Source organism: Arachnia propionica (assembly GCF_037055325.1).
In the GTDB taxonomy this organism is placed as follows: Bacteria; Actinomycetota; Actinomycetes; order Propionibacteriales; family Propionibacteriaceae; genus Arachnia.
Window position 1 is genome coordinate 375498 of sequence record NZ_CP146373.1, and the last position, 23111, is coordinate 398608.

Sequence of the window (23111 nt, forward strand, 5' to 3'; positions counted from 1 at the left end):
CACTAAACTTTCACTATGGCTGAGCAGGTGACGCACCAAGGAGCATTGCGACGCCTGACCAGCGGACCGGAACAGCCGCGGCTTCGAATGCGGCACCGTTTGGCCAGGCTGGGGGCCGTCAGACCTCGTTCCGCCGTGCTCGATCCTCTTTTCAAGATCATCAAGGCGAGCCATCCCAAGGCTGATCTGTCGCTGATCGAGCATGCTTATCGCACTGCGGAACAGCTTCACCGGGGGCAGAAACGCAAGTCCGGGGATCCCTACATCACCCATCCGCTGGCAGTGGCCACCATCCTCGCTGAGCTGGGCATGACTGAACCCGTGCTGGTCGCTGCTCTGCTGCACGACACGGTCGAGGACACCGAGTACACGCTCGATCAGTTGCGCGAAGAGTTCACCGACGAGGTTGCCCGGATGGTGGACGGGGTCACGAAACTGGACAAGGTGACCTATGGCGAAACTGCCAAAGCCGAAACAATCCGGAAGATGATCATGGCCACCTCCGAAGAGGTGCGGGTCCTTGTGATCAAACTTGCTGATCGTCTCCACAACATGCGAACCATCGGTTTTCTCCGCCCCGACAAACAAGTCAGGATCGCCACGGAAACCCTCAATATTTTCGCCCCGCTGGCCCACCGGCTGGGCATGAACACCGTCAAATGGGAGTTGGAGGATCTATCCTTCCAAGCCATCGAGCCCAAGGTGTACTCAGAGATCGCGGACCTTGTGGCCCAGCAGGCACCGGGACGGGAACGCTATCTGCGGGATTTGATTGCGCAGTTCAAACAGCTAATGGCGGACAACAAGATCAAGGCGACCATCTACGGTCGACCCAAACACTTCTACTCGATCTATCAGAAGATGATGGTCCGGGGTCGTGATTTCGCCGATATCTACGATCTCATCGGGTTGCGGGTGCTGGTCGACAACGTGCGGGACTGCTACGGCGTGCTCGGGGTTGCTCATTCCAAGTGGAAACCGATCCCGGGCAGGTTCAAGGATTACATCGCGAACCCGAAATTCAATATGTACCAGTCCCTGCACACCACAGTGCTTGGAGATCGAGGCGAACCTGTTGAGCTGCAGATTCGCACCCACGAGATGCACCGTCGTGCCGAGTACGGCGTCGCGGCGCACTGGAAGTACAAGGAGAATTTGCGCAATGGGGTCACCCCCGAAGAGGCGGGGTTGCGCGCCATGCACCAGCTCGGGGTGATGAGCAAGGAAACCGAGGACCCGACGGAATTCCTCGACTCGGTGCTGTTCGAGATCAACTCCGATGAAATCTACGTGTTCACCCCGAAAGGTGAGGTGAACGCCCTGCCGGTGGGCGCGACTCCTGTAGATTTCGCCTTCTCGGTGCACACAGAGGTCGGGTATCGCTGTATCGGTGCCCGGGTGAACGGTCGCCTGGTGGCACTGTCGACGAAACTTGCCCAGGGCGACAAAGTGGAGATTCTCACCTCGAAATCCCCGAATGCCGGGCCGAGTCGCGATTGGCTTGGGTTTGTCGCCACCAGCCGTGCCCGTCAGAAGATCAAGCAGTACTTTTCTCGAGAACGTCGTGACGAGGCGATCGAGGACGGTAAGGAGATGTTGGCGAGGCGGCTTCGGCGTACTGGTTTGCCGATGCAGCGTCTCCTCACCCTGGAGAACCTCACCGCTGTCGCCAACGAACTGCGCCACGCGGATGTCTCCGGTCTCTACAAAGCGATAGGAGAGGGACAGATCGGCGCCCAGGCCGTGGTCACCCACCTGATAGAACTCGTCGGGGGCGAGGACGAGGCCGTGGAGACCATCACCGAGGACGAGGGGATGCGAAATTCCCGGAGACGTCCCCGCGCCACGGAACCCCGCGTGCTGGTGGATGACGACCCGACAATGGTCGTCAAACTGGCACGTTGTTGCCACCCGATCCCTGGGGATGTGATCACGGGCTTCGTCACCCGGACCGATGGGGTGTCAGTGCACCGTGCCGACTGCACGAACGTTCCCGCCCTGCAAGAAACCCCGGAGAGGCTGGTGAAGGTCGCCTGGGACAAGACAGAAGGCGGGCAATTCCCCGTCACGATCCAGGTCGAAGGCATTGACCGGGCGGGACTGTTGGCGGATGTCAGCCGAGTGATCTCAGACCTGCACGTCGATATTCTCGAGGCCACGTTGACCTCGGGGCGCAACAAGAAATTCTCCGGAAGGCTCACCTTCGAGTCACCGGACCCAAGACACCTGAACCACGTCCTGAAGCAGGTACGGCGGGTTCCCGGGGTCTATGACGCCTTCCGCACGAATTCCTGACACCAGGAGGGCCAGTTCTTCTCCTCCAGAGGCCACGATCCTCGGCTTCGCACGCGTAGGGCGGATACGAACGGCCACCCGGCAGACCCCAGAGATCGGGTCCTCTCCCTTAGCACGTGAGGGAGAGGACCCGATCGTGTTTGCTTACATGTCCTGGAAATCCTGAAGGGTTTGCCGGGCCTGGTCCAACCAGGATGTGTAGGTCTCCAGCGATGTGCGCACATCCTTCGCTTTGCGCGCATCACCTGCGGCCTCCGCCGCCTCAAGATCCTTGGTGAGCTTGTCCACCTGCGACTGGAACAAGGCAACGGTGTCCTCTGCACGTTTACGGGCTTCGGGATCGGTGCGGCGCCAGCGCTCGGCCTCCAATTCGCTGACCCGGTCGGAAAGTTTCCTGACCCGAGAATCAAGGTCACGCATGGCTGCCCGAGGTACGTGACCGATTTCGGAGAACTTGGACAAGAATCCACGAAGAGTGCTCTTGGCGGCGTCGACATCCGTCACCCCCTCGAGGTCTCGTTCTGCCTGTTCCAGAAGTGCGGTTTTTGTCCTGAGGTTCTCCGCCTGCGCATCATCCGCGGCGTGCTGGGCAGCTGAGCGGGCGTTGAAGAATGTGTCCTGTAGGGCGTGGAACCTGGCCCACAGGGATTCGTCGTCTGCCCTCCGGGCGGATCCGGCTGCCTTCCAACGAGCCATCAGATCGCGGAAAGCGCCCGAGGTTGGCCCCCAATCAGTGGATTCGGCCAAGGGAGTGGCCTCCTCGATGATTTCTTCCTTGAGGCGTTTCGCCTCGTCGCGGCGTGCGTTCAGCTCGGAGAAATGAGCCTTGCGTCGGCGTGTGTATTGGGTGCGTGCCGAGCTGAACCGGTGCCATAGGTCGTTGTCGGTGGTGCGGTCGACGCGGGGCAGCGCCTTCCACTCCTCCAGAAGCTCCCGGAATCGATCCACTCCGTGGCGCCAGTCGTTGCCACCTGCCAGGGACTCGGCCTCGTCCACCATCGCCTGTTTGGCGGCGATAGTGGACGCGTTCTGCTCTGCGCGGGCAGCCTTGCGCGTCTCGATCTGAGCCGGGAGCAGCTCCTCGAGAGCGTCCAATCGGGCTGCGAGGGCCGCAAGATCACCAACGGCATTCGCCTCTGTGACGGTGGCGCGAGTGGTGGCAATGGCCTTGTGCGCATCCTCGGGGGACATAGCCTGGGCCTCCACGCGGGAGACGAGCAGAGTCACCTCAGCGGCTAGGTTCTCATAGCGTCGTGTGTAGAACGTCAAAGCCTCCTCAGCGGTGGAATCGGGGATCTGCCCGACACTTCTCTCTGTGTCACCGACGCGAACATAGACGGTGCCGTCCGGATCGACACGACCAAAGTCCGCGGGCGCTTGCTGTTGACTCATGCACACAATCTAGCGGGCAAATCCTTCAGGGGACAGGGCGGGTGCGAAGGTTCCGCGAAACCTTTTTGTGCACACCCCCGGATCGCTGCCATACAGTTGGGCGCGTGCGCATTGAGACCATTCCCGTTTCCCCGTGGACCGCGAACTGCTACCTCATCGCGGCTGATCCGGATGAGAACGGCTGTCTTGTCGTCGATCCGGGCGTGAAGGGATCCGAGCTGGTCTCTGCCGCCCTGAATCGTCTCGGTTGGCATCCGGAGGTCATCCTGTGCACACACGGACATCTCGATCACGTCGGTGATGCTGCGACCCTGGCGGCCGTATGGGACGTTCCTGTTCGATGCGCGAAAGCCGACCAGGAGATGCTCACCCGGCCTTCCGCAGGATTGGGAACCCGGTTGGTGCCCCTGATACGGCAGCTCCTCGGCGAGGATCTGCTGGAGCGTCCTGCCGACTTGCGGGACCATGAGGTCTTCCAGGTCCCCTGCGGGCTTGAAATCAGACCTCACATCGCTCCGGGCCATACCCCCGGATCGACACTCCTGGAAGTCGGGGACGACACCGGGAAGGTGTTGTTGACTGGAGACGTGATCTTCCGAGGCACCATTGGGCGTACCGATCTTCCCGGAGGGGATCTGGAACAGATGCGTATCACCCTGCGCCGAATCGTCGAGACCTTCCCCGACGAGACCGTACTGTTGCCCGGACATGGGGAACCCACCACCGTCGGGACCGAAAAACTTCACAATCCCTACCTGCAAGCTGATTTCTTGAAGGATTGAGCCATGGCACGCCCTACACCGATCTCCGGTTTCCCCGAGTTCCTTCCAACCGGGCGCCTGGTGGAGAACCAGGTGCTCGCAGCCATCACATCCACCTTCGAACTCCATGGCTTTGCTCCCATTGAGACCCGGGCCGTCGAACCCCTCGAGCAACTGGCCCGCAAGGGGGAGATTGACAAGGAGATCTACGTCGTCAGGCGCCTGCATGCACAGGAAGGGGAAGCGGATGAACTCGGCCTCCACTTCGACCTGACGGTGCCTTTCGCCCGCTATGTGCTGGAGCATTCAGGGCACCTGAACTTTCCCTTCCGCCGCTACCAGGTGCAGAAGGTCTGGCGTGGTGAACGTCCGCAGGAAGGACGCTATCGGGAATTCACCCAGGCCGACATCGACATCGTAGGACGCGACCAGCTGGCCGACCACCACGACGTCGAGATCCCCCTAGTGGCCTTGGACGTCTTCGGGAAACTGCACCGGGACATGGGGCTGCCGCCGGTGAGTATCAGGGTCAACAACCGGAAACTCTCGGAGGGGTTCTACCGGGGACTCGGGATCGAAGACACTGCAGCCGTGCTTCAGCGCGTCGACAAGTACGACAAAGTGGGGCCGGATGTTGTGGTCGAACTGTTGACCGAGCAGGTGGGACTGGGGCAAACCCAGGCCCGTGCCTGCGTCGCTCTGGCGGGTATCAGCTCCGAGGACGAGTCCTTCGTCGATCAAGTGCAGGCCCTGGGCGTCACCCACGAGATGCTGGAGGAGGGCCTGACGGATCTTGCCTCGCTCATCAGGATCGCACGCGGTGCCGAAGCGGGTCGGGTGGTGGCGGATCTCAGGATCGCGCGGGGACTCGACTACTACACGGGTACCGTCTACGAAACTTTGCTGCTGGGCTCGGAGAAACTCGGTTCCGTGGCATCGGGTGGTCGGTACGATTCCTTGGCTAGCGATGGGAGAACGACCTTCCCCGGAGTCGGGTATTCCTTCGGCGTCACCCGGATACTTGCCCCCTTGATCGGCAAGGGCGTCTTGAGTGCCACCCGCAGCGTCCCGTCGGCGGTCCTGGTGGCGGTCGATGCGGAAGAGACCCGAGATCGGGCGATATCCGTGGCACGCAGACTGAGACAACGCGGCATCGCGTGTGAGGTCGCCCCTAGGGCCGACAAGTTCGGGCGCCAGATCCGGTTCGCCGAACGCAGAGGAATTCCGTTCGTCTGGTTCGGAGCCGGTCTTGAGGATTCGGTCAAGGACATCCGCTCGGGGGAGCAGCTACCGGCAGATCCGGATGCCTGGTTGCCACCGATTGAGGACACTGCCCCGCGGGTCGTCCGAGGCTGAACATTTCATGCTGGAAAGGCAATCACATCAAGACGACATGCCCGGGTAGGATTCGTCGCTGGCTGGCTGTACCGTCCACGCGGCCGGAGAAGAGAGGAAACTGCATGTTGCGCACACACCACGCGGGTGAGCTGAGGGCTGCGAACGTGGGTCAAGAGGTGGTGCTCGCCGGCTGGGTGGCGAAGCGACGTGACCACGGCGGCGTGGCGTTCATCGACCTGAGGGACGCCTCCGGTGTCGCCCAGGTGGTGGTCCGGGACGAGGTACTGGCCTCCTCCGGCGCGCACGATCTGCGCAACGAGTTCTGCATCAAGGTCACCGGCGTGGTCGAGACCCGCCCCGAGGGTAACGCCAACCCGGATCTGCCGACCGGGGATATCGAGGTCGCGATCTCCGAGCTGGAGGTGCTTAACCCGTCGGCTCCGTTGCCCTTCCAGATCGACGAACGCGTCACCGTCGGCGAGGAGGCGCGTCTGAAACACCGCTATCTGGATCTGAGGCGACCAGCACCTGCCGCTGCGCTCCGGCTGCGTTCCAAGGTGAACCAGGCAGCCCGGAAGGTGCTGGGGGAACGTGATTTCGTCGAGATCGAGACCCCTACTTTGACCCGCTCCACACCGGAGGGGGCCCGCGATTTCCTGGTGCCGGCACGGCTCAATCCTGGTTCCTGGTACGCGCTGCCACAGAGCCCACAGCTGTTCAAGCAGCTTCTGATGGTGGCGGGAATGGAACGCTACTACCAGATTGCCCGCTGCTATCGCGACGAGGACTTCCGCGCCGATCGGCAACCGGAATTCACCCAGCTCGACATTGAGATGAGTTTCGTTGATCAGGAAGACGTGATCGAGCTGGGGGAGGCCATTGTCAAGGAGATCTGGGCCATCAAGGGGATCGAACTGTCGATCCCCTTCCCGCGCCTGAGCTTCGCCGACGCCATGAACCGCTACGGTTCGGACAAACCGGACCTGCGTTTTGACGTGGAGCTGACGGAACTGACCGATGTCTTCTCCGAGACCGGGTTCCGCGTGTTCCAGGCTTCGTACGTGGGGGCTGTGGTCATGCCCGGCGGTGCGTCGCAACCGCGACGCCAGTTCGATGCCTGGCAGGAGTGGGCGAAACAGCGCGGTGCGAAAGGCCTGGCGTACGTCACCGTCTCCGATGCCGGGGAACTGGGTGGACCGGTCGCTAAGAACCTCTCCGATACAGAACTGGCCGCGCTGCCGGAACGCACCGGGGCGAAACCCGGCGACTGTATCTTCTTCGCCGCCGGGGAACGTACCGCATCCCAGAACCTCCTGGGTGCGGCCCGCGACGAGATCGCCCGTCGCTGCGGGCTGATTGACGAAAACTCCTGGAGTTTCGTGTGGGTGGTTGACGCGCCCCTGTTCAAACCCGCATCCGAGGCGAAGGCAGAGGGAGATGTCGCTGTTGGTGAAGGGGCCTGGACCGCCGTGCACCACGCCTTCACCTCGCCCAAACCTGAGTGGCTCGAAAGCTTCGACGAACACCCGGGAGAGGCCACCGCCTACGCCTACGACATGGTCTGCAATGGAAACGAGATCGGCGGTGGGTCCATCCGTATCCACCGCCGTGACGTGCAAGAGCGAGTGTTCAAAGTGATGGGCATCACGCAGGAACAGGCGCAGGAGAAATTCGGTTTCCTGTTGGATGCGTTCGCCTTCGGCGCCCCGCCGCACGGCGGCATCGCCTTTGGGTGGGACCGGATCGTCGCCCTGCTCAGCGGTGCAGAGTCGATCCGCGAGGTCATCGCCTTCCCGAAGTCGGGAGGGGGCTACGATCCGCTGACCGCGGCACCGGCCCCGATCACCGCCCAACAGCGCAGGGAAGCTGGGGTCGATTCCAAGCCGAGCGAAAAGAACGCGAGGTCGTGATTCGCAGTGTCCATGCCGACCGGCGCGGGGTGGCATGGACACCGATCAGCCGACTCAGGATTTGTCAGGGTTTTCGCCATTCGAGGAGCTTCGGATAGATCCGACGCTTGCGAGGATCACCAGCGCCATGGCGGTCAGTTCCAGGGCTCCGAGCTGTTCGCCCAGAAGCAGGAAGGCGACGAGTGCGGCAGCCGCTGGTTCAAGGCTCGTCAGGACGCCAAACGTGGCTCGAGACATGCGTTGCAGAGCCCGCATCTCGAGAGGGAAGGGGACGGCGGAGCTGAGCAGGCCGAGGGCCAGCCCCATGCCCCAAACACCCGGGTCCAGGGCCCAGGAATACTCGCCCGAGATGGCTGTGATCAAGGTCACAGGAAGCAGCAGGATGGCTGCGATCCAGAAACCCACGGTCAATCCGGAGAAGCCCTCCCAACGGGCACCGAGGGTGGGGGTGAGCAGGATATAGGCGCCCCAGCAGGCCCCGGCCAGCAGAGCCAAGACCACGCCCACGGGTTCCAGCGGGGCCGGGCTGATCCCAAGAAGAACCACCCCCAGAGCGGCGAGGGCCACCCAGATCAGATCACGCCTGCGTTTGGAACCGAACGCGGCGACGGTCAACGGGCCCAGGAACTCGAAGGTCACCGCCATGCCGACAGGAATGCGCTGGATCGACAGATAAAAGATTGCGCTCATGCCCGTGAGCGCAACCCCGTATCCCACAGCCGAGAGCCACTGTCCCCGGCTGCGACCGCGTAGGGTGGGACGGAACACGGCGCTCAGGAACAAAGCAGCGAACAGAATACGCAACCAGGCCGCCACCTGTGGTGGGGTCGCGACGAACAATCCTTTAGCCAGAGAGGAACCGATCTGTACCGAGGTGGTTGCCATCAACACCAGCAGAACCGGCGGAATTCCCCGCCTCACAGCGTGAACTCGATCCGTCTCGGACGGGCGATCAGCCACAGAAACAGCGCAGCTGCGGCGGCGCAGCAGAGCATCGAGATTGCCATCGGGGCAGCCGAAGCCAGTTCGAACTGACCGATGACGGGCCCCACCACGGCGGCGAGTGTCATGTTGAGGGCCCCCATCAAGGAAGCGGCCACTCCCGAATCTTTCCGATGGTTCTGCAACGCCAGCACCTGGGCGGCAGGATTGCATGCCCCGAAGGCCAGGGTGTAGGCAAACATCGCGGGGATCAAAGGGATGTGACCGCTACGCATCGCGTCGACTCCCAACAGCAATGAGGCCGCCACGATCATTCCCGCGGTACCAACGATGAGCACCCTCTGCGGCCCGAGATGCGCAGACAGACGGCTTCCCAGCTGAACTCCGACGAAGACGCCTACAGAACAGATGGCGAACACGACACCAAACTCGGTTTCGCGCAGCCCGAAAGTTTCCTGCAACAGCAGTGACGAGGTGGAGATGTAGGAGAACAAACCTGCGAAGCAGCAGGAAGCGGTCAGCCAGATACCGACAAACACCCTGTCGCCCATCACCCGGCGGTAGGCCGCCAGCAGCGGAGCAAGGCCACCCGCAGTGCGTTCGCCGGGCGGGCGAGTCTCCACGATCAGGAGCAGGATCAGCAACAACAGGATCGCACCATAGCTGGCCAGCGCCCAGAAAACCCCACGCCAGTTCATGACCGTGACCATCCACGAACCCACCAGAGGAGCGATGATGGGCGCCAAGCCGTTGATGAGCGCCAGCCGGGAAAGCATCACGACCAATCGCCTCCCAGAGAACAGGTCCCGGGCCATTGCCATCGACACCACGGCCCCGCCCGCAGCTCCGATGCCTTGGAGGACACGCATGGTGGTGAGGAAAACGGCATTGGGGGCAATCGCCACGAGAACCGAGGAGATGATGTGCAGGAAAGCAGCTGCCACTAGCGGAATCCTGCGTCCCAGACGATCGCTCAGAGGACCCACGACGAGCTGCCCAACAGCGAATCCCAAGGTGGTGGCCGAGAGGGTCACCTGGACCTGGGAGTCAGTGATTCCCAGGTCGGCCTTGAGCGCAGGAAAAGTGGGCAGGTACAGGTCTATGGTGAATGGACCGAGACCGGTCAACAGACCGAGGGTGACGATGGTCACCACCCTCCGGCGCGTGCTGAACTGGTCCCCCAGTGGTTGTGGCATTCGAACTCCGCGGATGCAGGGACGTCAAGAGCAAACAAATGATACGGCAGACACCCTGAATCTCCCGCTACTGTAATTCGCGTGAGTCCTGACCTTTTCGGCAATCCCGATCCGATTCCCGCCGGGACGGGTGGTTCCTTGGGGAATGCCCGCGGCGAGGGGGCACCACTGGCGGTCAGGATGCGTCCCGAAAACCTGGAGGAGCTCGTCGGACAGCAGCACCTGCTCGGCCCGGGCGCGCCGCTGCGCCGGTTGGTCGCAGGGCAACCGATGAGTGTCTTCCTGTGGGGGCCACCGGGAGTCGGCAAGACCACTTTGGCGTCCATCGTTTCCAACGCATCCGGGGCCCGGTTCGTCGAACTCTCGGCGGTGACCGCGGGAGTCAGGGAACTGCGTGTCGAACTCGACGCGGCCAAGCGGGAACTGGAGCGGGGCGTCTCGACGGTGCTGTTCATCGACGAGGTGCACCGTTTTTCCAAGACCCAGCAGGACGCGCTGCTGCCCGCGGTGGAGAACCGGATCGTCACACTGATTGCCGCAACCACGGAGAACCCTAGTTTTTCCGTGATCTCCCCACTGCTGTCGCGTTCGCTGCTGCTGCGCCTCAAACCCCTGACCGACACTGACATCGCAGCCCTGGTCTCCCGTGCGCTGGTCGATGAAAAGGGCCTGGCAGGCGTCGTGGCCCTGACCGATGCGGCCCGGGACGACCTGGTGCGTCTGGCCGGCGGGGATGCTCGCCGTGCGCTGACCTACCTCGAGGAGGCTGCTGCTTCCGCCGAGGCACTCGGGCTTGTGGAGATCACCCCCGAGGTGCTCGCCCAGGCGGTGGATCGGGCTGCTGTGCGCTACGACAGAGATGGTGACCAGCACTACGATGTGATATCAGCTTTCATCAAATCCGTGCGGGGATCCGATGTCGATGCGGCCCTGCACTACTTGGCCCGAATGCTGGAGGCGGGGGAGGACCCGCGGTTCATTGCACGCCGGTTGATGATCTTGGCCAGTGAGGACATCGGAATGGCCGCGTCCGGTGTGCTCGGCACCTGTGTCGCGGCAGCCCAGGCAGTACAGCTGTTGGGGATGCCAGAGGCCCGCATCACCCTTTCCCACGCCACGGTGGCAGCGGCCACCGCTCCTAAGTCCAACGCCGCCTACATGGCTTTGGAGAAGGCAGTCGCTGATGTGCGTGCGGGCAGAGGAGGGGCGGTTCCGGCGCACCTCAGGGACGCCCACTACGCCGGTGCCGCGGTTCTTGGGCACGGCGAGGGATATATCTATCCCCATGATCTGTCCACCGGCGTGGCGGCCCAGCAGTACCTTCCTGATGATCTCGTGGGAGCCAGCTACTACCAGCCGACCGGTCACGGAGCGGAGGCGGCCATTTCTGAACGCATGACGGCGGTTCGGAAGTTGCTGGGTCATTGAGGACGTAGGTCGGCTAGAGTTACGGCGATACTTCGATTCAAGGAGGCGACCTCACATGTCCGTCGGTGAGCTGGCAGGTCTGCTTGCTGCCATTGCCCTCTGCGTTCTCGTGGCCCTAGCAGCCGTTCCCCTGATCAAGGCCGGTCGAGCTCTCGATGAGGTCCGCATCGCGGTGCGTGACCTGGGCCACCATTCAGTTCCCGTCCTGGTCGAGCTGAAGAGCACCGTCGAGAGCACCAACGACGAGCTGGCGAAGCTGTCCGTGGTCACCGATGACGTGGCGCGTGTCTCTGGTCACGCCAGCGTGGTCAGCGAACATGCCGCCAACATGTCTCAGCTTTTCGCAGCCACCCTGGGCGGCCCCCTGATTCGTGGCGCTGCGGTCGCCCACGGTCTGCGAACTGCTTTGAAGGGACGAAAGAAGTGAGGCGTCTGTTCTGGATCCTGGTTGGCGCCACCGTGGCCGTTGTGCTTGTGCTCCGAGGCCGCAAGTGGCTGTATCAGTTCACTCCAAAGGGAGTGGCCGAACGCGTCGAGGCATCCGGACAGCAGGCCGTCAACAGGTTCAGCGATTTCCGCGCCACCTTCACAGCAGCCATGCGGGAGAAGGAAGCAGAGCTTCGCGCGGAGCTCGACATGCCCCAGAAGCCCTGAGAAACATCGACCTCAAGGAAAAACCTCCAATGAAAACCTCCGAAATCCGGAGCCGATTCATCGATTTCTTCGCGCGCCACGACCACACTGTCGTGCCGAGCGCGTCGCTCCTTTACAACGACCCCACCTTGTTGTTCATCAATGCCGGGATGGTTCCCTTCAAACCCTATTTCATGGGGGAGGAACCCACTCCCTACAGCCGAGCAGCCTCTGTTCAGAAGTGTGTGCGTACCCTGGACATAGACGAGGTGGGCAAGACCACCCGGCACGGCACGTTCTTCCAGATGATGGGGAATTTCGCATTCGGTGACTACTTCAAGGAAGGAGCCATCAACTACGCCTGGGAACTGATCACCACCGAAGTTCCCAACGGCGGTCTCGGATTCCATCCCGACCAGATCTGGGTGACCGCCCTGCAGGGCGATGAGGAGACCATCGCCCTGTGGCGGAGGGCCGGAATTCCGCGTGATCGCATTCAGGAGCGTGGTTTCAAGGACAACTACTGGCACATGGGGGTGCCTGGTCCGGGTGGTCCCTGCTCCGAGATCTACATCGACCGCGGACCCGAATTTGGTCCTGACGGCGGACCAGAAGCAGACGAGGACCGTTTCCTGGAGATCTGGAACCTGGTTTTCCAGCAGGAGGAGATCACCAACGTCACCGCCAAGGACAAATTTGATGTGGTCAAGCCCTTGGTCACGCAGAACATCGATACCGGCAGCGGCCTGGAACGCATCGCCTACCTGCTCCAAGGCGTGGCGAACATGTACGAGACGGATGAGGTCTACCCAGTCATCGCGAAGGTGGCGGAACTCTCGGGGCGCACCTACGGGGCAGACCCGGATGATGACGTGCGGTTCCGTGTGGTGGCGGACCACATACGTTCCTCGTTGATGCTGATGACCGACGGCGTCACCCCCGGCAACGAGGCCCGCGGCTACGTCCTGCGTCGTCTGCTGCGCCGCTCCATTCGGGCCATGCGGCTGTTGGGTGTCGACGCTCCGGTGCTCGGTGAGTTGCTGCCCGTCAGTCGAGACGTGATGAGTGTCTCCTACCCGGAGATCAACGACTCCTGGGCGAGGATCTCCGAGATCAGCGAACATGAGGAGGCCTCGTTCCGGCGCACGCTGTCCGCCGGGACACAGATCTTCGATCTCGCGGTGGGACGCGTCAAGCAGGCCGGCGCGAAAGAACTTCCCGGCGATGAGGCGTTCCAACTGCACGACACCTACGGTTTCCCGATCGACCTGACCCTCGAGATGGCTGCCGAGGCAGGACTCGGGGTGGATCGTGCCCGTTTCAGCGAGCTGATGCGTGAGCAGAAGGAACGGGCCCGTGCTGACGCGAAGGCCAAAAAGGGTGGGGCCACCAGCCTTGAGGCCTACAAGAAGATTCGTGAGGGACACGAAACCCCCTTCGTCGGATACCGGGAACTCGAACACGAGACGAAGGTGATCGGCATCGTCTCCGGAGGCCAGGTGGTCACTTCCGCTGGCGACGGGCAGGTCGTCGAACTCGTACTGGCTGAAACCCCCTTCTACGCCGAGTCCGGCGGCCAGGACTCTGACGCGGGACGGATCGCCGGTGACGGCTGGTCTGCTGAGGTGCTTGATGTTCAGCGTCCTGTTCCGGGCCTGGTTGTGCATCGGGTCCAGTTGTTCGGTGATCTCGGTGAGGGGGCGGTGGCGCACGCCGCCGTGGACCCGGCGGCCAGGCACGCCGCGTCGCAGGCACACACCGCCACCCACATCGTTCACGCCGCGCTGCGGGAACTGGTGGGACAGACCGCAACCCAGGCCGGTTCCTACAACAAGCCGGGCTACCTGCGCTTCGACTATTCGGCGACCCACGCCATGAGCGAGGCCCTGCGGTTGGAAGTCGAGCAGCGCGCCAACCAGGCCATCCGGGATTCCTTCGACGTGACCGCCAGCCAGATGAAACTGGAGGAGGCCAAGGCTCTGGGGGCAATGGCTATGTTCGGCGAGAAATATCCATCGGTTGTGCGCGTGGTGGAGTTCGCAGGCCCGTGGTCGCGGGAACTGTGCGGCGGAACGCACGTCGCCAACACCGCCCAGATCGGGGTGCTGAACCTGCTCAGTGAATCCTCCATCGGTTCCGGGGTGCGCCGCGTCGAGGCCCTCGTCGCGCAGGATGCGTTCGAACGGTTCGCAGCGGAACGGGCCCTCGTGGCAACCCTCACAGACAACCTCCGGGTCCAACCGGAGAAGCTCGTGGAACGGGTCGACAAACTGCTCGGCCAGTTGAAGGCAGCGGAGAAACAGATCGCTTCCCTCCAGGCGGAGAAACTGCTGGCCCGCTCCGGGGAGCTCGCAGGAGCAGCCCGAACGGTCGGCGAGGTCAGGTTGGTGGCTGAGTCTCTCCCCGGTATCGCCGGCGGTGATTTGCGGACCCTCGCCCTGGACATCCGGGAACGACTGGGTGCGGAACCCGCAGTCGTGGCTTTGTTCGGCGGTGGGGGAGCAAAAGCGGTCGGTGTGGTGGCCACCAATGCAGCAGCCCGTGACGTGGGCGTTCACGCTGGCCAGCTGATTTCTGCTGCCTGCCGCGCCATGGGCGGCAAGGGCGGTGGCAAGGACGACCTCGCCCAAGGAGGCGGTTCTGATCCGGCGGCGGCTCCGAAAGCGATCGCCGCGGTTGAGGAGATGCTGGCTGATCGTGGCTGAGCTGGGGCGTCTCGGGATCGATTGGGGCAAGGCGAGGATAGGCGTTGCGGCCAGCAATCCGCGCACCTCGTTCGCCTATCCAGTGGAAACGGTTCGCGCAAACGGTTCGGAAGTGAAACGGCTCAAAGAGCTGGTTGGGGAGTACGAACCCGAGCTGATCTACGTGGGGCTTCCCCTGACTCTGTCGGGGCAGCGTTCCTTCGCCGCCCAATTCGTGGTGGAGAAGGCCTCCCTGCTTGCCGCGGCGGTACCAGGCGTGTCGATCAGGCTTGTTGATGAGCGGATGAGCACGGCCGGGGCGTCACGTAGTCTTGGGGGAGCGGGCCGCAGTTCCCGGCAGCAAAGGCGGATCATAGACCAGGCCGCCGCGGTCGAGATCCTGCAGCGCGCGTTGGATCTGGAGATGGCCTCCGGCCGACTGGCCGGAGAGCCACTGGAACAGGAGGATCTGTGAGCCCCACCTTCGTCGACAACGACGGCCAACCGGACTGGCGCAAAATCGGCTATCACGCCCGCAGTGCTTTCGCGGTTCTGCTCTCAGTCGTGGTGTTGTTCGGCGGCGGCTGGTTCGTCGTTCACAAGGTTCATGAGGCCTGGATCGCGTGGCGCACCGAGAGCGACTACATCGGTGAGGGCAAGGACGAGGTGGTCGTGGTGATCCCGAAAGACGCCACCGTCACGCAGATCGGTGATGTGCTCGTAGAGAATGGCGTTATCAAATCCACCCGCACTTTCCAGTCGGTGGTGGGACGCCAGCCCGGGATGGGATCCAAGCTTCAGGCGGGACGTTTCCGGTTGCGTACAGAGCTTCCGGCCGAGACCGCACTGGCGATGCTGGTTGAGCCGACCAACAGGGTTGCGCTGAAGGTGACGATTCCCGAGGGACGGGTCCGGACGCAACAGTGGGAGATTTTGGCCAAGGAGCTCGGGCTCACGGAGGAACAACTGACCGCGGCTGCTTCGGATCACAAGGAAATGGGTCTGCCGGAGTGGGCAGGTGGTGACGGCAATCTGGAAGGTTTCCTCTTCCCCGAGACCTATGAGGTGGAAGAACCCGTGAATGCCTCTGGGGTCCTGAAACAGCAGGTGAACCAGTTCAACAAGGTTGCAAGCACCATCAAGTTGGAAGAAGGGGCCAAGAAACTCGAAAAAACCCCGTACGAGGTCCTGATCGCCGCATCCATCGTGGAGAAAGAAGCTGCACGTCCGGAGGACAGACCGAAAATCGCCCAGGTCCTCTACAACCGTTTGGGGAAGGACATGCCGCTGCAGTTCGACTCGACGGTGCACTACGCGATCGGGGAGTTCAGCCATGTCACGACAACCCCGGAAGACCGGGCTACGGACTCGCCCTACAACACGTACAAGGTCAAGGGCCTGCCACCCACACCGATATCGAACCCGGGACAAGCCGCCATCGAAGCCGCTCTGAATCCGAGTGGTGACGATTTCCTGTATTTCACCACTGTCGACCTCGACACTGGTGAAACCAGATACTCGAAGGACGAGGCGGGTCACGCGGAGAACGTGGAACTGTTTCAGCAGTGGTGCCAGTCACATCAAGGCCGCTGCGTCTGATGCGCTGCGCCGTCATCGGAGATCCTGTCGAGCATTCGTTGTCCCCAGCGATCCATCGCGCGGGCTATCGTATCAATGGTCTCGACTGGAGCTATGAGGCGATTCGAGTTGCCCCCGGAACGCTGCCGAAGTTCATCGATTCCCTGACCGATCCCGGATGGGTCGGACTGAGCGTCACGGCACCCCATAAGAAGGATCTGCTCGGGCTGGGCGAGCCGGATTCGATCTCCCTCATGGTCCAAGGGGGCAACACGATTCTCCTGGGTGAGGAACCCCGCGTGTACAACACCGACGTGCCAGGGTTCCTCAAGGCCTGGCGGAATCGTGGCCTGGAAGGCATTTCCACGGCGGTTATCGTCGGCAACGGCGCCACCGCACGTTCCCTGCTGGTCGCGCTGTCGGGCCTGTCGGTTCGGGAAGTGACGGTGCTGGCCCGTGTGCCATCCCGGGCTGCGGCGCTGTGTGAGCTGGGAATCGCCCTCGGGATCGACATCACCGCGCAGCCGATGGATGCTTCGTTCCGGGACGTCGATCTGCTGGCCAGCACCGTTCCGACCTCGGCGACGGAGAAATGGGCCGGTGCCTGGGCCGAACGGGCTGCGGTGATGTTCGACGCCGTCTACGATCCCTGGCCGACCCCCCTGGCCAGTGCCGCCGATCCTGATCAGCCGGTGGTCACGGGGCTGGAGCTGCTGGCCGGGCAGGCCGTGGACCAGTTCCGGCTCCTGACGGGATGCGAGCTGAGCTTCCAGGAAGCTCTGTCCGCCGCCACGGTCGAACTCGAAGCCCGTCGGTGCAGCTGACACAATTGCCACCATGCTGCGTTACCTCACGGCCGGGGAGTCACACGGCCAGGCTCTGATCGCCACCATGGAAGGCATCCCGGCCCATGTCCGCGTGGGAGAAGCGGAGATCTCTGCTGCCCTGTCCAGAAGACGTCTCGGGGTCGGGCGAGGGGCGCGCATGAAATTCGAGGCAGACACGCTGACCCTGCTGGGCGGTTTCCGGCACGGCGAAACCCTTGGCTCGCCGATCGCCATCATGATTGGAAACACGGAATGGCCCAAGTGGGAGACCGTGATGGCCCCCGGTGAGGTGGATGCCGAACAGCTCGCCACCCAGGCACGTAACACCCCGCTCACCCGGCCCAGGCCCGGTCACGCCGACCTGGCCGGGATGCAGAAATACGATTTCCCCGAGGCCCGCCCCATCCTGGAACGCGCCTCGGCCCGTGAAACCGCGGCGCGTGTGGCACTTGGTGCCGTGGCTGCGGCTTTTCTCGACCAAGCACTGGAAATCGGCATCGTCAGCCACGTCGTAGAACTTGGCGGGGTTCGAGCAACCCGTACCGATCTGCCCCGTGTCGCGGACCGCACGGCAATCGACGCCGACCCCACCCGCTGCTTCGATGCAGAGGCAGCAGCGGCCATGGCAGCGGAGGTCGAGGAGTGCCGCAAGGCGGGCGACACCCTCGGCGGGGTGGTCGAGGTGGTCGTGTGGGGTTTGCCCCCCGGTCTCGGTTCCCACATCCAGGGGGATCGTCGACTCGATTCCCGGCTCGCCGGGGCCCTGATGGGGATCCAAGCCATCAAGGGGGTGGAGTTCGGTGATGGCTTCGAACTGGCCAGGCGCCGCGGTTCCGCCGCCCACGACGAAATCTTCCCCACCGATGAGGGCATCACCCGCACTACCCACAACTCGGGAGGTGTGGAGGGCGGTATGTCTACCGGGGAGGTGCTCCGGGTACGTGCCGCGATGAAGCCGATAGCCACCGTCCCTCGGGCTCTGCATACCCTCGATGTCTCGACGGGTCAGCCTGCGATGGCCCATCACCAACGCTCCGACGTGTGTGCGGTTCCGGCGGCTGGAGTGGTGGCTGAGGCTGTGACTGCGCTGGTGCTGGCGGAGGTCGCCCTTGAGAAATTCGGTGGCGATTCCCTCGCGGAGACCCGCCGCAACCGGGATACCTACCTGGCAGATGTCGCTGCCCGCGGCCTGGGAGTGCGAGGGTGACCATCGTGCTCGTCGGCGCCCCCGGCTCGGGGAAAAGCACGGTCGGGGCGGAGCTCGCGGGCCTGCTCGGGAAGTCCTTCACCGATGTGGATGCCCGGATCGAGGAAACGGTGGGTAAACCTGTCGCCGAGATCTTCGCGGATGACGGTGAGGCCCGTTTTCGTGCTCTGGAGGAATCGACTGCCCTCGAGCTGCTGGAGACCGGGCAGGTCGTGAGCCTGGGCGGGGGAGCAGTCATGAACCCCCGGATTCGCGAAGCCCTGGCGGGTCACGACGTCATCTGGCTGGAGGTTTCCATCCAGCAGGCCTCCCGTCGCATTGGGCTCCATGCTGTTCCGCTGGCGCTCGGCAACCTCCGGGGGAGGCTCATCAAGCTGCTTCGAGAACGCACACCCGTCTATGAGGCGGTTTCAACCACCCGTGTCGATACCGACCGGCGTGCCCCCGGAGAAATCGCCATGGAACTCGCCGAAGCCAGGAGGCAGTCGTGATCATTCCGGTGAACAGCAGTAGCGCTCCCTACGAGGTACACATCGCCCCCGGTGCGCTGGATCGGCTCGGTGAGGTGCTCGGCGATGCCGCGCGGGTGGCAGTCATTGTTCCTGAGCCCCTGATGGCTCTCGCGGAAAGGGCCAGGAAGCACTGTCAGGACCGGCAGGTGACCACGATCACCATTCCTGATGCCGAGGCTGCCAAAACCCCCGCGGTGTTGGCGAGATGCTGGGACGAACTGGCCACGGCCGGTTTCACGCGCAGCGATCTGGTGGTTGGGCTGGGAGGAGGCACTGCCACCGATGTGGCGGGTTTCGTGGCCGCCAGTTGGCTGCGCGGGATCGATTTCATCAGTGTCCCAACCACAGTGCTCGGTATGGTCGATGCCGCGATCGGGGGGAAGACCGGCATCAATCTGTCGGCGGGCAAGAACCTGGTCGGGGCCTTCCATGAACCGAGAAGCGTGATCTGTGATCCAGAGCTGCTGTATGAACTCCCCAAGGAGGAGGTTGTTTCCGGGCTGGCCGAGGTGGTCAAGTGCGGTTTCATCTCGGATGCCGAGATCTTGCGTTTGATGGATTCGGACCTTCATGGCGCCCTCGACGTCACCTCGGAAACCTTCACCGAGCTCGTGGGTCGTGCAGTCACTGTGAAAGCCGGTGTGGTGGCCATGGATCTGAAAGAACGTACTTCCTGCAGTGGTTCTGTGGGTCGGGAAGCCTTGAATTACGGCCACACGCTGGGACATGCCGTCGAGGCACATGCGGGTTTCCGGCTGCGTCACGGTCAGGCCATCTCCATCGGGATGGTCTGGATCGCCGAGGTCAGCCGGCGGTTGCTGGGATTGGAAGCCGCCCTGGCCGCCGATCATTCCAGATTGCTGAGCGCTCTCGGGTTGCCTGTCGCTCACGCCCCGGAGGCGTGGCCTGAACTTCGTCGCCTCATGCAGCTCGACAAGAAAACGCGTGGGCGGGAATTGCGTCTGGTAGGACTCGCTGCTCAGGGACAGCCAGTCATCCTGACCAGTCCGGATGAGAGCGAAATCGCCGATTCCTACGCCGCGGTTTCCGAGCGGGGGTAGGGCTCGGGTAAAATTCCGCGACGGCCCGTGCAAGCTAGAGTCGGAAAGGCGACAGGCGTGGTATCCACCAATGATCTTAAGAACGGAATGGTGCTGGACCTGAACGGTGAGCTGTGGCAGGTGCAGTGGTTCCAACACCACAAGCCGGGCAAGGGCAACACCGTCGTCAGGTCAAAGCTGAAGCACGTGCTCTCGGGCAAGATCATCGATAAGACATTCAACTCCGACACCAAGGTGGACACTGCCACCATTGACCGCCGAGACATGCAGTACCTCTACCTCGATGGTGAGGACTACGTGTTCATGGACAACACCACCTACGACCAGATCCACATCACCGCTGATGTTGTGGGGGATGCTCGTTTCTACCTGTTGGATAACCAGACTGCGACTGTTGCGCTGCACGAGGGAACACCTCTGTTCATCGAGCTTCCCGCCAGTGTGGAACTGGAAGTCACCTACACCGAACCCGGCCTGCAGGGGGACCGTTCCACCGGTGGAACCAAGCCCGCCACCCTGGAAACCGGCAAGGAGATCCAGGTCCCGCTGTTCATCACCACGGGCGAGAAGATCAAGGTCGACACCCGCGACGGATCCTACATCTCCCGGGTGAATGGCTGAGACCGTTCGCTACGGCACCCAGACGAAGGCTCGGCGAGTTGCCCTCGACATCCTGTACGCCGCCGAGCTGCGGGGCCGGAGCATCGTCGAAACCTTCATCGAGGCCAGGGACCTGACCGCGATCACCGTGCGCGAGCTCACCACGAGAATTGTCCACGGCGTGGCCGAACACCAAGAGGAGATCGACGCGCGCGTCTCGGCCGCACTCGACAAGTCCTGGACCCTGGAGCGTATGCCGGCCGTTGATCGCAACTTGGCGAGAATCGCGGTCTTTGAGATGGATCACACAGACACCCCCGGGCCCGTCGTCATCGCCGAGGCGGTGCGGCTGGCGCAAGAGCTGTCAACTGACGGTTCACCCGGTTTCCTCAACGGTCTGCTGAGCAAGGCCTTGTCAACCAAAGAAGCAAACTCCTGACCCCTGATTTGGAGCGATCATGAATTCCCTTCCCGCGTTGTTGGTTCTGGAGGATGGGCGTTCATTCCTCGGGAGATCCTTCGGAGCACAGGGGGAGGCCTTCGGGGAACTGGTCTTCACCACCGGCATGTCCGGCTACCAGGAAACCTTGACCGACCCCTCCTACCGGGGCCAAGTGGTACTGGCCACCGCCCCGCACATCGGGAACACGGGCTGGAACGATGAAGATGACGAGTCGGCCCGAATCCAGGTGGCAGGATACGTGGTGCGCGACCCAGCGCCCCGTCCGTCGAACTGGCGAAGCCGCAGAAGTCTTGACGCGGAACTCGCGGACCAGGGAATCGTCGGAATCTGCGACATCGACACCCGGGCTCTGACCCGCCACATCCGCTCCCTGGGGGCGATGCGGGTAGGGATCTCGACCCGCGAGCTGGACCCGGACAGGCTGCGCGCCAGGGTGCTGGAGCGGCCTGTGATGGCGGGCGCAGACCTGTGCGGTGAAGTATCCACGCCCAAGGCCCGAATCGTTCCCGCGGTGGGGGAGCGGCGCTTCACGGTGGCGGCCGTGGACCTCGGTATTAAGGACATGACACCTACGCAGATGGCAGGCCGTGGCATGGATGTGCACGTCCTGCCCGCGTCGACGAGTTTCGAGGAGATCGCCGCGCTGGAACCCGATGGGGTTTTCTTCTCCAACGGTCCTGGCGACCCGGCCACCGCCGACGGGCCGGTGACTGTGCTGCGGCAGGTGCTCGCCGCGGGTATCCCGTACTTCGGGATCTGCTTCGGCAACCAGCTGTTTGGACGGGCTCTCGGGTTCGGCACGTATAAACTGAAATTCGGGCACAGGGGCATCAACCAACCAGTGCTTGACCGCACTACTGGGAGGGTTGAGATCACCTCGCAGAACCACGGGTTTGCCGTTGACGCCCCCCTGGACCGGGTAGTGGACACCGAGTTCGGGCAGGCGAGTGTCTCCCACACGGGTCTCAACGACGACGTTGTCGAAGGTCTCGAACTGCATAGGGATGGGAAACTGGTGGCATTTTCCGTCCAATACCACCCGGAGGCCGCGGCTGGGCCGCATGACGCCAACCACCTCTTCGACCGCTTCGCCGACCTCATGGAGCGTGATCGTGCGCATTGAACACATGAGGGTCAGGAACTACAGGGTACTTCGGGACATCACATTCAAAGACTTGAAGCCCTTCACCGTCGTGATCGGATCCAACGGCAGCGGAAAATCCACTGTTTTCGATGTTTTTGCCTTTCTTCATGAAGCTTTCACGGTGGGTCTTAGAGGAGCTTGGGACAAACGGAATCGAATCGATGCCATTCGTAGCCGGGGTTCTGAAGGGCCCGTCGAGTTTGAGTTGAAGTATCGCGTTGACGTGGACGGGCAGAAAAGGCAGACAACATATGAAATCGCCATCGACGAGGAGAATGGGCAGCCGGTTGTACAGCGCGAAGTTCTCCGATGGACCACCGCGCAAGGGTCAGGGCGTCCTCGAGACATTTTGAGATTCGAACGTGGAAACGGAAAGATCTACAACGAGCAGACAAGTAAATATGAGGATGAAGCCTTGGATTCCCCTGATCTGCTGGCGGTCTCCGCCTTGGGGCAGATGCAACGTCATTTCAGGGTCAAGGCGCTGCGCAACTTTATTCAGGGATGGTATCTGTCGTATCTGACCGCGGACAACACCCGTACCACACCCACGAGTCGGCCGGAACCGAGGTTGAGTCAGACTGGGGACAATCTGGCCAATGTGATTCAACATCTTCAGGAAAACCACCCGAGGACCTTGGAGGCGGTTTTCGATGTACTTGGTCGGCGAATTCCTCAGCTTGAGAGCATTCTCCCCAAGTTGCTCGAGGATGGTAGGCTCCTGCTACGCCTGAAAGATCGCCCGTTTGACGATCCCGTTCTCGACCGTTTCATCAGCGACGGTACGCTGAAACTTCTTGCCTACCTGACCATGCTTCACGATCCGACCCCTCCGACGGTGATTGGTATCGAGGAGCCGGAGAACCAGCTGCATCCAAGGTTGGTGCCGCCGTTGGCCGAAGATATTCGTGAACTCTCGGGGCGGTCCCAGGTTTTCGTCACCACACACTCTCGTGAATTTCTGTCGCTGGTGGATCCAAAGGAGTTGTGGATCATATTCCGTCGTGATGACGGATATGCGAGGTTGCACAGAGTGAGCGAGGATGAAAGGGTCATGGCCATGCTGCGCAAGGGAGCCTCGTTGCCTGAGCTATGGGCTGAGGGTTACCTGCATTCTGCCGACCCCAAGATGGCGTGATC

21 protein-coding genes are annotated in these 23111 nt (G+C 62.5%); 18 read left to right on the forward strand and 3 right to left on the reverse strand.

The genetic code is table 11. The features are described from left to right. The first annotated feature begins 15 nt into the window (after positions 1-15). On the forward strand, positions 16-2295 hold the full coding sequence (locus V7R84_RS01670) for a bifunctional (p)ppGpp synthetase/guanosine-3',5'-bis(diphosphate) 3'-pyrophosphohydrolase (RefSeq protein ID WP_338571372.1): 2280 nt from the start codon (positions 16-18) through the stop codon (positions 2293-2295). Between the two features lie 144 nt (positions 2296-2439). Here the strand turns inward: V7R84_RS01670 and V7R84_RS01675 are convergent, their stop codons facing one another. Then, positions 2440-3687 (reverse strand): DUF349 domain-containing protein, encoded by a 1248-nt coding sequence (locus V7R84_RS01675; RefSeq protein WP_338571375.1) that lies wholly within the window; start codon positions 3685-3687, stop codon positions 2440-2442. Between the two features lie 104 nt (positions 3688-3791). Between V7R84_RS01675 and V7R84_RS01680 the strand changes: the two genes are divergently transcribed. From V7R84_RS01680 to aspS, 3 genes are all read left to right on the forward strand, one after another. Further along, positions 3792-4469 carry an MBL fold metallo-hydrolase gene (locus V7R84_RS01680; RefSeq protein WP_338571377.1) on the forward strand — a complete coding sequence of 226 codons (678 nt, stop codon included), beginning with the start codon at positions 3792-3794 and terminating at the stop codon, positions 4467-4469. Positions 4470-4472: 3 nt separating this feature from the next. Continuing rightward, the gene (gene hisS / locus V7R84_RS01685; RefSeq protein ID WP_338571378.1) at positions 4473-5804 is read left to right on the forward strand and encodes a histidine--tRNA ligase; all 1332 of its coding nucleotides are present in this window, start codon (positions 4473-4475) and stop codon (positions 5802-5804) included. A gap of 104 nt (positions 5805-5908) precedes the next feature. Then, positions 5909-7696, forward strand: a complete 1788-nt coding sequence (gene aspS / locus V7R84_RS01690) for an aspartate--tRNA ligase (protein WP_338571380.1) — start codon at positions 5909-5911, stop codon at positions 7694-7696. 54 nt (positions 7697-7750) lie between these two features. On the opposite strand, the gene V7R84_RS01695 is transcribed toward aspS, so the two are convergent. Together V7R84_RS01695 and V7R84_RS01700 are read right to left on the reverse strand one after the other, a co-directional pair. Then, the gene (locus tag V7R84_RS01695) at positions 7751-8581 is read right to left on the reverse strand and encodes an EamA family transporter (RefSeq protein WP_338571382.1); all 831 of its coding nucleotides are present in this window, start codon (positions 8579-8581) and stop codon (positions 7751-7753) included. Positions 8582-8613: 32 nt separating this feature from the next. Continuing rightward, positions 8614-9834, reverse strand: a complete 1221-nt coding sequence (locus V7R84_RS01700; protein WP_338571384.1) for a multidrug effflux MFS transporter — start codon at positions 9832-9834, stop codon at positions 8614-8616. A gap of 81 nt (positions 9835-9915) precedes the next feature. Here V7R84_RS01700 and V7R84_RS01705 point away from each other — a divergent pair, with 81 nt between their 5' ends. From V7R84_RS01705 to V7R84_RS01770, 14 genes are read left to right on the forward strand one after another with little or no spacing between them, the layout of a single operon-like run. Beyond that, on the forward strand, positions 9916-11262 hold the full coding sequence (locus V7R84_RS01705) for a replication-associated recombination protein A (protein WP_338571387.1): 1347 nt from the start codon (positions 9916-9918) through the stop codon (positions 11260-11262). Between the two features lie 55 nt (positions 11263-11317). After that, positions 11318-11689, forward strand: coding sequence for a DUF948 domain-containing protein (locus V7R84_RS01710; protein ID WP_338571390.1), 372 nt, complete (start codon positions 11318-11320; stop codon positions 11687-11689). Next, positions 11686-11916: a hypothetical protein gene (locus V7R84_RS01715; protein WP_338571392.1), complete on the forward strand. Its 231-nt coding sequence runs from the start codon at positions 11686-11688 to the stop codon at positions 11914-11916. Before V7R84_RS01710 ends, V7R84_RS01715 begins: the two co-directional genes overlap by 4 nt. 29 nt (positions 11917-11945) lie before the next feature. After that, positions 11946-14600: an alanine--tRNA ligase gene (gene alaS / locus V7R84_RS01720; protein WP_338571394.1), complete on the forward strand. Its 2655-nt coding sequence runs from the start codon at positions 11946-11948 to the stop codon at positions 14598-14600. Beyond that, entirely contained in the window at positions 14593-15054 is a 462-nt protein-coding gene (gene ruvX / locus V7R84_RS01725; protein WP_338571396.1) for a Holliday junction resolvase RuvX, read from the forward strand. Before alaS ends, ruvX begins: the two co-directional genes overlap by 8 nt. After that, a complete protein-coding gene (gene mltG, locus V7R84_RS01730) occupies positions 15051-16178 on the forward strand; it encodes an endolytic transglycosylase MltG (RefSeq protein WP_338571398.1) in 1128 nt (375 codons plus the stop codon). The genes ruvX and mltG overlap by 4 nt, the downstream gene beginning before the upstream one ends. After that, entirely contained in the window at positions 16148-16981 is an 834-nt protein-coding gene (locus V7R84_RS01735) for a shikimate dehydrogenase (RefSeq protein ID WP_338571401.1), read from the forward strand. Before mltG ends, V7R84_RS01735 begins: the two co-directional genes overlap by 31 nt. A gap of 13 nt (positions 16982-16994) precedes the next feature. Continuing rightward, on the forward strand, positions 16995-18191 hold the full coding sequence (aroC, locus tag V7R84_RS01740) for a chorismate synthase (protein WP_338571403.1): 1197 nt from the start codon (positions 16995-16997) through the stop codon (positions 18189-18191). Continuing rightward, complete coding sequence (locus V7R84_RS01745) at positions 18188-18682, forward strand: shikimate kinase (RefSeq protein ID WP_338571407.1); 495 nt, start codon at positions 18188-18190, stop codon at positions 18680-18682. Before aroC ends, V7R84_RS01745 begins: the two co-directional genes overlap by 4 nt. Continuing rightward, positions 18679-19764 carry a 3-dehydroquinate synthase gene (gene aroB, locus V7R84_RS01750; protein WP_338571409.1) on the forward strand — a complete coding sequence of 362 codons (1086 nt, stop codon included), beginning with the start codon at positions 18679-18681 and terminating at the stop codon, positions 19762-19764. Before V7R84_RS01745 ends, aroB begins: the two co-directional genes overlap by 4 nt. Before the next feature lie 57 nt (positions 19765-19821). Continuing rightward, the gene (efp, locus tag V7R84_RS01755) at positions 19822-20385 is read left to right on the forward strand and encodes an elongation factor P (protein ID WP_338571412.1); all 564 of its coding nucleotides are present in this window, start codon (positions 19822-19824) and stop codon (positions 20383-20385) included. Beyond that, on the forward strand, positions 20378-20803 hold the full coding sequence (gene nusB, locus V7R84_RS01760; protein ID WP_338571415.1) for a transcription antitermination factor NusB: 426 nt from the start codon (positions 20378-20380) through the stop codon (positions 20801-20803). The genes efp and nusB overlap by 8 nt, the downstream gene beginning before the upstream one ends. Positions 20804-20822: 19 nt before the next feature. After that, positions 20823-21950 carry a glutamine-hydrolyzing carbamoyl-phosphate synthase small subunit gene (gene carA, locus V7R84_RS01765; protein WP_338571418.1) on the forward strand — a complete coding sequence of 376 codons (1128 nt, stop codon included), beginning with the start codon at positions 20823-20825 and terminating at the stop codon, positions 21948-21950. Continuing rightward, entirely contained in the window at positions 21940-23109 is a 1170-nt protein-coding gene (locus tag V7R84_RS01770; RefSeq protein ID WP_338571421.1) for an AAA family ATPase, read from the forward strand. The genes carA and V7R84_RS01770 overlap by 11 nt, the downstream gene beginning before the upstream one ends. The last annotated feature ends 2 nt before the right edge of the window (positions 23110-23111 follow it).